General features: G+C 36.4%; 6 protein-coding genes and 1 pseudogene. 5 read left to right on the forward strand and 2 right to left on the reverse strand.

Annotated features, from left to right (window positions below; translation table 11 throughout):
* Window positions 1-2,155, reverse strand: a pseudogene (locus VNJ50_RS10615) (translocation/assembly module TamB); the annotation flags it as partial.
* Window positions 2,156-2,458: 303 nt separating this feature from the next.
* Between VNJ50_RS10615 and VNJ50_RS10620 the strand changes: the two are divergent.
* The 3 genes from VNJ50_RS10620 to VNJ50_RS10630 all read left to right on the forward strand — a co-directional run bounded on the left by VNJ50_RS10620 (window position 2,459) and on the right by VNJ50_RS10630 (window position 5,241).
* Complete coding sequence (locus VNJ50_RS10620; RefSeq protein ID WP_325581673.1) at window positions 2,459-4,108, forward strand: hypothetical protein; 1,650 nt, start codon at window positions 2,459-2,461, stop codon at window positions 4,106-4,108.
* A gap of 7 nt (window positions 4,109-4,115) precedes the next feature.
* Window positions 4,116-4,784, forward strand: coding sequence for a response regulator (locus VNJ50_RS10625; protein WP_325581675.1), 669 nt, complete (start codon window positions 4,116-4,118; stop codon window positions 4,782-4,784).
* Window positions 4,785-4,953: 169 nt separating this feature from the next.
* Window positions 4,954-5,241 carry a DUF6804 family protein gene (locus tag VNJ50_RS10630; RefSeq protein WP_325581677.1) on the forward strand — a complete coding sequence of 96 codons (288 nt, stop codon included), beginning with the start codon at window positions 4,954-4,956 and terminating at the stop codon, window positions 5,239-5,241.
* A gap of 263 nt (window positions 5,242-5,504) precedes the next feature.
* Here the strand turns inward: VNJ50_RS10630 and VNJ50_RS10635 are convergent, their stop codons facing one another.
* Window positions 5,505-6,497: a bile acid:sodium symporter family protein gene (locus VNJ50_RS10635; RefSeq protein ID WP_325581679.1), complete on the reverse strand. Its 993-nt coding sequence runs from the start codon at window positions 6,495-6,497 to the stop codon at window positions 5,505-5,507.
* 170 nt (window positions 6,498-6,667) lie between these two features.
* Between VNJ50_RS10635 and VNJ50_RS10640 the strand changes: the two genes are divergently transcribed.
* Both VNJ50_RS10640 and VNJ50_RS10645 read left to right on the forward strand, forming a co-directional pair.
* On the forward strand, window positions 6,668-7,138 hold the full coding sequence (locus VNJ50_RS10640; protein WP_325581681.1) for a thermonuclease family protein: 471 nt from the start codon (window positions 6,668-6,670) through the stop codon (window positions 7,136-7,138).
* 196 nt (window positions 7,139-7,334) lie between these two features.
* Window positions 7,335-9,272 (forward strand): M1 family metallopeptidase, encoded by a 1,938-nt coding sequence (locus tag VNJ50_RS10645; protein WP_325581683.1) that lies wholly within the window; start codon window positions 7,335-7,337, stop codon window positions 9,270-9,272.
* Window positions 9,273-9,340 lie beyond the last annotated feature (68 nt).

Raw genomic sequence — 9,340 nt, forward strand, 5'->3', positions numbered from 1 at the left:
CTTCTCGATCCATGAGTCCCAAAGCTTTTAAATTGGCGCCGGCAATATCCAATTCAACGTTGGCCTCTGGAGCTAAAGTGTCTAAAACCACAAAGGCATTCAAGGTCATATCGAGGTTGTGATCTTTGTATTGCGAAGTGATTTTTCCGTGCCCATTTTCGATGTTTCCGACCAAATTTAGATTATTGATGTGATAATTGTTATAGGTGAAATCCGAAACTTTACCTTCCGCTTGAATATTAAGAGCGTTGATGTTTTTTCCATTTCCTGTAGCTTTTACGATCAAACTTAAGTTGCCTAATTGGTCATTTTGAAGTAATTCATTCAGTTTATAATCGGCGATGGATAGCTTGGTGTCAAATTCAATAGTTTTTCCGTTTTTGACATAACCTTCCAAAGTGGCCAAACCTTGAGTGGTGGTTAAGGTGGTTTTGGTATGGATGTCGTTGGGATTGCCATTTATATTTCCAACAAGTTTGATGTTTTCTGGCAAGTTAATTCCCAATGCTTTTTCATCCATAAACTTGATGAGGTCCGCACGTTTTGTAGTTGCCGAAAAATTAGGGATAACGAATTTTATATGTTTTGAATCGGTTGCGTTTTGAATAGTTCCGTTGGCCGAAATGCGCGTATTTGACCAATGCGCATTTAAATTATCAATAGAAATATCAGACAAATGGCCCTTTGCTTTTACGTTTCCGGACAATAAATGTTGACTTAATGCATCGAAATATGGATTTTTTTTCAGATTTGGATCAAAGCGCAGAAGTTCTTTTAGTGCAATTTGAAATGTTGGAATATTAATGTCAATTTTTGATTTTTCAGGTGTTTTTATTAACGCCGCTAAGCTTAGATAATCCAAGCGGAAATAGCCATTAAGTTGGTTGTTGTTTAAGGCTGTTTTTAGATCTGTAATTTTTAGTGTGCTGTCATCTATTTGGAGTTTTAGACTTAATTCTTTTAAATTTAATCCAGAAATTTCTTGAAAAGTAAAATAATCCATCTCAAGTTGAGCGGTTTTATCTTTCAGGATAATCTGATTAGTTTTTAAATTTAAACCATTCAAAACAACAGCATCCGGATTAAAAACTCCTGCTTTAGGTTCTGCAGAATCTACTAAATAGCTAAAAGCGTTATTTTCAAGATCGAGGGTGTTGATGGCTAACTTTAAGTCTGGCCATTCAAAAACATCGCTGTTCGTTTTAGTGCCTTCTGTTTTTTTTGCCGATCCGTTTGATTCTGTTTTGGTGTTAAGGATAATAGATGAGTTTTTTAAACGGAAAGTTTCCACATCAAAATCATTATTTGACAAATCGATTTTTGGGATTTCTGCAAAAAACTCGTTGACATTAATTTTTGCGGCAATTTGATCGTCAACAGATTTATAATCGGCAATTATGTTGGTCAGTGTTAAATTATCAACTGATAAATAAGGCAGTGGCGCCTGGGTTTCATCAGGTTTGGTTTCTGCAACTAGAGTTTGGATGAATTTAATCTCGGCATCAGAAAGCTGGAGTTTGGAAGCTTCAAAAGTCATCGTTTCCAAATTAGTGGCTTTCATTTCCGCATCAAGTGTTCCGATTTTAAATCGACTATCAATTCCAACGACGGCATCCTCAAAAACGATGTCGAAATCCTTGAAGTTGAGTGTTCCTATATTGATATTTAACGGCGCACTAGTGGTTTCTGGAGTTAGAGTATGGGTTTCCTCAGAGGTAAAAGCGTTAATTAAAAATTGAAAATTATAACCTTCAACGGAATCTTTACGAATGATATTTGCGCGTAACCCTTCCCAATGCAAAGCATCAACACCAATACTTTCACCACGAATCATAGCCCAGAGTGGTACATTGGCTTCCAATGATTTTGAATAGATTAAAGTGTCACCTTTCGCATCTTCCAGAAATAAACCATCCATTTGAAGATGGCCATCAAAAGTGAGGAATAAGCGCTCAATTTTGACTTTGGTATGCGTTTTATTGGAAATATACGATGTTACTTTATCGATTATAATGCCTTGTCCCCATGGGCTTTTAATGAAAAAGAAAAGGAAAACTAAAGATATGGCAATGAGAAGAAATATTTTAGCAATAATTCTTAATAGCCTATAACCCTTTTTCACAGGTTTTTTAGTATCGATTTCTTTTTCTTCCAATCAGATGGTGTAGTTGCTAATGTTACAAATTTATTGCATTTGACTCCTAAATGTGTCGCTAAATGCCATTATTAATAACTCTATTTTTAAAATAACGTTAAAGTTAATGTCTTTAAAAGGATTTAAGAACTTGTTTTAAATTTAATGTCTATGGTGCGGTTTTTAAGCACTATTTGTTTTGAAAGAACGCCTCATCTTTTGAAAGTTTTTAATGATAAATAGATCGATTAACTTGGGGTATGTTGCGTATAACAAAATCCGGTTCTAAGGACTTTAATTGAAATTTGTTAGTAATTTTGAGGAATGATAAACAACCAAAAGTCATTCCTCTTTTTTATCATTGTCACCTTGTTTTCGGGGCTTTTGATGCGGTCGCAACAGCAGCAAGACAGTCTTGGCTTTTATTATAATTTGGCACTCAATCCTAAAGAACCTTCAGATTTTGCAAAGGCTTATGATTATTTTATCCAACATAAAGCCTATTGTATTGCTCATAAAAATACTGTTGGTGCCATTTATGATTTGAGATTATTGGCTATTATCCAAAATGAATCCGGATTTTATCACGATAGTGAAACTTCGGCCATTGAGGCCATTGCCATGCTGGATAAAATGCCGGATGATGCCTATTCCCAAGAAGCTAAAATAGGATTGTATAATCAATTGGGAAAAGTATCCAGAGCTTTGAAGCGGCCCGATCGTGCATTGATGCATTATAATAAAGCATTGAAAATCGCTACGCAGCCAGAACAACAGAATAGAATTATTAATAATAGAGGATTTATTTATTTAGACGAAAATGAATTTGAAAAAGCATTAATTGAGTTTGAAAATGCTTACCAGATCAGTCAAGAGATAAATGATGAAAAAGAAATAGCTCGTAACCTTGATAATATGGGTTACGCCAAATTTAAATTGGGGCGACCAGATGCGCTTGATAATTTGGAATTGGCATTAGAAAAACGTTTGGCGCTAAACGATGCAGGAGGAATTTATGCCAGTTACGACCATCTTTTTGAATATTACCGAGCACAAAAGGATGAACAGAACGCCTTGTTGAATCTGAGTAAATGCTATAGTATCGCCAATACTCTTAATAGTGATGCTTATAAATTGGATGTGCTGTCGGCATATATGGATCTCAGTACCGATACTTTGGTCACGGCATATAAAGAACTGAGTGATAAGATACGCTTGGATAATTTGTTGACCGAAAATAAATATGCCTCAAGAAAGTATGATTTTTCACAAAAAGAATTAGAAGCACAAAAGAATAAGGCTTTAAAAGAGCGTTGGCAGATTGCTATCGTAGTGGTCATTATTTTGGGGGTGTTATTGTATTTGTTGGTAAGGATGCAACACAAAAAAGATAATATTTATCAAGTTTTTCAAACCGAAACCCGAATTTCAAAAAAAATCCATGATGAATTGGCCAACGATGTGTCTGATTTGATGAGTTATGTTGAAAATGAGTTGGACGCGTCTGTTGCAAGTAAATTGAAACTTTTGAATAATCTTGAAGATGTTTATTTGAGAACTCGCGATATTTCTACAGAGACGGCAAGTGTTGATTTTAAGGATTTTCCCAATACCTTAAAAAACTTACTGATACAGCACAATAAGCCACAGGTTAGAGTTGTTACTAACACCATCAATACAATTCCATGGGAAAAAGTACCTGAACATAAAAAGCTGACCATATATAGGGTGTTGCAAGAATTAATGGTGAACATGAAAAAGCACAGTCAGGCACAGCTTGTTTCTGTGATGTTCAAAAAGAACAAAAACAAGTATGAAATTTGGTATGCCGACGATGGCGTAGGCTGCGATTTATCAGTTATTTCATTAAATGGTTTGAAGAATGCGGAATCCCGCATGAAAGAGATCGGTGGGCGTATTACATTTGACACTTCACAAGGACATGGTTTCAAAGCCATCATTACTTTTAAATAAATTGATTATGTTCAAAAAAGTTTTAATTGCTGAAGATCAGCATACCATCCACAAGGGTTTAGAAGCTACTTTGAATGAGCTATTTGTTGCTGAAGTGCATAATGTTGCGTATTGCGATGATGCCTTGCTGAAAATTAAATCCGCCCTTCTGGCTAATGCGCCTTACGATTTATTGATCAGTGATTTGTCATTTAAGGACGACCACAGAAAAAAAGAACTGTCTTCAGGAGAGGATTTGATTGCTGCCGTAAAGACAGTTCAGCCAAATCTAAAAATTATCGTGTTTTCTGTAGAACATCGAATTGGTAAAATTAAAAACCTGATCGATAGTTTTGATATTGACGCTTATGTTGAAAAAGGCAGGGACGAATCTCGGGAAATCCAAAATGCTCTGCAAGCTGTTAAAAATGGAGAAACCTATTTTTCGAATGGGATCCAACAATTACTTCGCAGTGCGAATGAAATCGAGGAAACTGACCAATATGATCAATTGATTCTTCAGCTTTTAGCCAAAGGACTCAAAAGAGACCAAATTGCCGATTATTTTGAAGAACGCGATCTGCCCAACAAGAGTTTAAGAAGTATTGAAAAACGATTGACCAATTTGAAAATGCTCTTTAATGCCCAAACTTCTGAGCAACTTATCGCTATTGCCATTGATAGAGGGATGATTTAAATCTATTAATTTCTGAGGGGAAAAATTAGAGGCGTGCGGATTTCCGCATGCTTCTTTTTTTTTATTGTTATAAGTTTGACCCATATACAATTGTTTGCCTCGATAATTGTGAAAAAAAGTTGACAACCGTCATGGTTGTCAGCTTTTTAAATCTTTTATACCTGTCTGAATGAAAAAAATCCTGCTTATAAATAAGAGTCTTCTCATTCTTATGTTTACTTATTTTGCTTTCATTTCAGAACCAGGGTATTCTCAAACAGCTAGGTTTTTGGGAATGATCGGTTTTGGGCTGTTGGCATTCTACGATTATAAAAAGGATAACACTTGGTTTTTTATATGGCTAGGTTCAGCGGTTTTGATAAATCCGATCTTCAAAATCCAATTGGATAAAGATATCTGGAGTGTAGAATGGGCGGTCATTTTACTCATGTCTATTTTTATTAAGCGGATAACGTGATGTGGGAAAAATGCACTTTCATGACAATACTTTTGAGTTTGGATTGCTCCACAATTAAAAATCCATTTGATAAATGAGTGTCAATCTATAAAGCCCGAATAAAAATGATGGATTGAAAATGGAATTTCAAATAGAAATTTTGGAAAAAGTCAATTATTGCATTCACGCCAATTCAATAAAAGCGATTTAATATCGTATGAATTGCCCAATAGTAATGAGCAATAGTTTATGCCAATAACCCCGAGTTACTATTATTTTTTATATCAATCCCTAATCCCCAATCCCTGAACCACCTCATTGCCTTTTTTCGTCGCAATCACACTAATAATCAAGATTTGAAGCGCGTGATAAAACATTAGTGGCAATAAAATGATTCCGACAATGCTGGTTTGTCCAAATAAGGCTTCGGAAAAAACGGTGCCATGGACCAAGGATTTTTTGGTACCGCAAAATTGATTGGTAATTTGGTCGGCATGACTGAATTTTAAGCGCTTACCGATCCACCCAGTTAAAGAATATACCACTAAAAACAAGATCAAAACCAAGCCTGTCATCGCCAACATTTCTAAAAGGCTCACGCTGCTAAAAATATCATCTTCAAACGACTGCACAAAACTTTTGTAAATGATGAGCAGAATGATGGTTTTGTCAAACTTGTTTAGTGTGCGTTTGTGTTTCAAGGCCCAGTTACCAAGAAATCGTCTGAGTAATAATCCTAAAGCTAGTGGAATGACTATTTCGGTTATTAACTGAAAATAAATTGCAGAGAAATTAAATGCGACGTCAGTTTGTTTTATAAATGGCAACATCCAAAGAGGGGTTAGTACAATGCCAATAATTCCTGAAATACTAGCATTAAAAATAGCACCGGGCAAGTTGCCTTTGGCCATAGACACCATTACTACCGAGGACGAAACGGTAGAAGGCAACGCCGCCATAAATAAAAAGGCCAGCCATAAAATTTCGTATGAAGTGTTTTTTACCAATGGAAAAAACGGTAAAATAAGTATTGGAAATAGTAAAAATGTTGACGCTTGAACTGATATATGAAGTTTCCAGTTTTTCAAGCCGTCCTTTAGTGCTTGCGGACTCAGGCTCAAGCCATAGAAAAAAAAGATGAACGAAATTCCTAAGCTACTGATCAAGTCCATCGGCACAGGACTATCTGATGCGCCAAACTGAGGAAAGAAATAAGCAATAATAATACTAATGATTATGGCAATGACAAAGCTATCGATTCGTATTTTTTTGAGCATTTGGGATATTTTTGTTTGCAAATATAAAGCGTGCGGGTTTGATTGGGGTAGAAAAGGGATAAAGATTGTGCATTTTCAGGTTTTTATAAAAGCAGTTTGCTGTATAGCACAAATCTTATAAAAACACTACCTTTCCTCACTTTTTAACTCCCCAAATTTTTTAAGCCTACATGAGAGTATTTGTTTTATTATTTTTTATTTCGTTCGGTTGTTTTTCGCAAACCATTACCGGAAAAGTTGTTGGTATCATGGATGGCGACACTTTTAAGCTTCTTACTAAAGATTCTACCGTCATCAGAGTGCGTTTGGCAAATATTGATTGCCCCGAAAAAAAACAGGATTTTTCGGCAAAAGCTACCGAATTTACTTCCAAAGCCATTTTTGGTAAAACAGTGGCCGTACATGTTCAATCTAAAGACCGTTACAAACGTTATATTGCTAATGTGATCTATAACGACTCCTTGAGTTTGTGCCATGAGCTGGTCAAAAATGGTCTGGCGTGGCATTATATTAAATTTTCAAAAGATAAAACCTTGAAGCAGATGGAAGATGCTGCACGGCAAGCTAAAGTGGGGCTTTGGAAAGATCCCAATCCTATGGCGCCTTGGGAATGGCGAGATTCCAGAAGGAAGAAAAAATAACTGTTGGATTAAATTTTTAGAAGAGTTCGTTTTTTTTGAAAGCAAATTTTATATTTTCCTTGAATATAGTTGTAAAATAAAAGGATTTTAGCATGAATATTTTTCACAAAAATTCTTGATTTCTCTCTGATTACTTTAATATACTTGCTTTCAAATTAGTATATTCGCCATTAAATACTACTTAAATTTCCAAATTATGATATATTTTAAACGCAATGCCATAGCGGTGTTACTGATAACTTTTGTTTTTCCTTTTTCGGTTTTTGCACAAGAAGCGAATTATGGTAATCAGCATTTGTTTGATGATGTTTCTTACCGTCAGGGGAATATTTATAGGACAGCCTCAGGAAAGCCAGGTCCCGAATATTGGCAAAACTCAGCCGATTATAATCTGGAAGTTTCCTTAGACGATAAAAACCACGTTGTTTCTGGAAAAGTAACTATTGAGTACACCAACAATAGTCCCGAAACTTTGGATTTTATCTGGTTGTATTTGGAGCAAGATCGTTTTACCGAAACGTCCCGTGGCACACTAACCACTCCGGTTGTTGGAAATAGATATAACGGTGATGTTGAAGGTGGTTTTGAATTATCGAATGTGTCGGCTAAAACGGCTACTGGCTCTTCATCAAAATATTTGGTTAACGATACCAGAATGCAGCTTTTTTTAGATAAGCCGTTGGCTGCTAAAGGTGGTAAAGTGACCATTGCCATGAATTTTAAATTTAAAGTGCCTGTTGAAGGCATGGACCGTATGGGCCGATTGGATACTGAAGGCGGAACGGTATATGCCATCGCACAGTGGTATCCTCGTGTGGCCGTATTTGATGATGTGGTAGGTTGGAATACAGAGCCTTATTTGGGTGCTGGCGAGTTTTATTGCGAATATGGTGATTTTGATGTAAAAATTACAGCAGCGGCTAATCAAACAGTGGTGTGTTCTGGGGTTTTACAAAATCCGAAGGAAGTATTGACAAAAACGCAGCAAGAGCGTTTTGCGAAAGCTGAAAAAAGTGATAAAACCGTATATATTATCCAGCCAGATGAGGTTGGAAAAGCGGTGGCACAAGCTAAAGCGAGCGGAACATTGACTTGGCATTATAAAATGGAAAACACGCGTGATGTAGCGTGGGCGGCATCAAAAGCATTTATTTGGGATGCTGCACGAATGAATTTGGGTGATGGAAAAACAGGCTTGGCACAATCCGTTTATCCAAAGGAGAGTGACGGTAATGACGCATGGTCTCGATCTACGGAATACACCAAAGGGGCTATCGAATTTTATTCTAAAACCTATTATCCTTATCCATATTATAACGCTATAAATGTGGCTGCCAATGTTGGCGGTATGGAGTATCCTGGTGTTAGTTTTTGTCATTATACAAGTAAGGGTTCTGGGTTATGGGGCGTTACCGACCATGAATTTGGCCATAACTGGTTTCCGATGATTGTTGGTAATAACGAACGCCGTTACCCTTGGATGGACGAGGGTTTTAATACGTTTATCAACCACTACAGTACCGTTGCTTTTAATAATAATGAATACCCGAGTTCTACGGATAAACCACGTGGATTGGTGGGCTACCTTACTTATCAAAACCGTGAGGGCATCAATACTTCGCCTGAAGTGGCACATGAACGAAATTTGGCCTATACGGCATATTTCAAGCCGGCAGCAGGACTCTATATGCTTCGCGAATACATTTTAGGACCAGAGCGTTTTGATTATGCGTTTAAAAGTTATATCCGCCATTGGGCATACAAACATCCGCAGCCTAATGACTTTTTTAACCATATAGAAAATGCAGTAGGAGAGGATTTATCCTATTTCTGGAGAGGTTGGTTTTATGGCAATGGCAATATCGATTTGGGGATTACAACTGTAGAAAATAATCAAGGTAATTATCTGATTACAGTCGAAAACAAAGGGCAAATCCCAATGCCCGTTCAATTGGAGGTGATCTACACTGATAATTCAACAGAAAATGTTGCGCTTCCTGTTGAAATTTGGCAACGCGGCAATAGCTGGACCCATCTTTTGAAAACCTCAAAAGAAATTCAGAGAGTTGTTATGGATCCTAACAAAATGCTACCTGATATTAATGTTTTGAACGATACTTGGAATAAGTTATAAAATGTTATTTTGAGTATAGAAACGCCTCTAACGACACTATGTTTTAGAGGCGTTTTTTTTAACATAAA

Source organism: Gelidibacter sp., from assembly GCF_035577925.1.
Taxonomy (GTDB): Bacteria; Bacteroidota; Bacteroidia; order Flavobacteriales; family Flavobacteriaceae; genus Gelidibacter.

Bases quoted from the DNA above. Each gene is read 5' to 3' on its own strand.
- VNJ50_RS10620 (WP_325581673.1), top strand. From the start codon at position 2,459: ATGATAAACAACCAAAAGTCATTCCTCTTTTTTATCATTGTCACCTTG.
- VNJ50_RS10625 (WP_325581675.1), top strand. From the start codon at position 4,116: ATGTTCAAAAAAGTTTTAATTGCTGAAGATCAGCATACCATCCACAAG.
- VNJ50_RS10630 (WP_325581677.1), top strand. From the start codon at position 4,954: ATGAAAAAAATCCTGCTTATAAATAAGAGTCTTCTCATTCTTATGTTT.
- VNJ50_RS10635 (WP_325581679.1), bottom strand. From the start codon at position 6,497: ATGCTCAAAAAAATACGAATCGATAGCTTTGTCATTGCCATAATCATT.
- VNJ50_RS10640 (WP_325581681.1), top strand. From the start codon at position 6,668: ATGAGAGTATTTGTTTTATTATTTTTTATTTCGTTCGGTTGTTTTTCG.
- VNJ50_RS10645 (WP_325581683.1), top strand. From the start codon at position 7,335: ATGATATATTTTAAACGCAATGCCATAGCGGTGTTACTGATAACTTTT.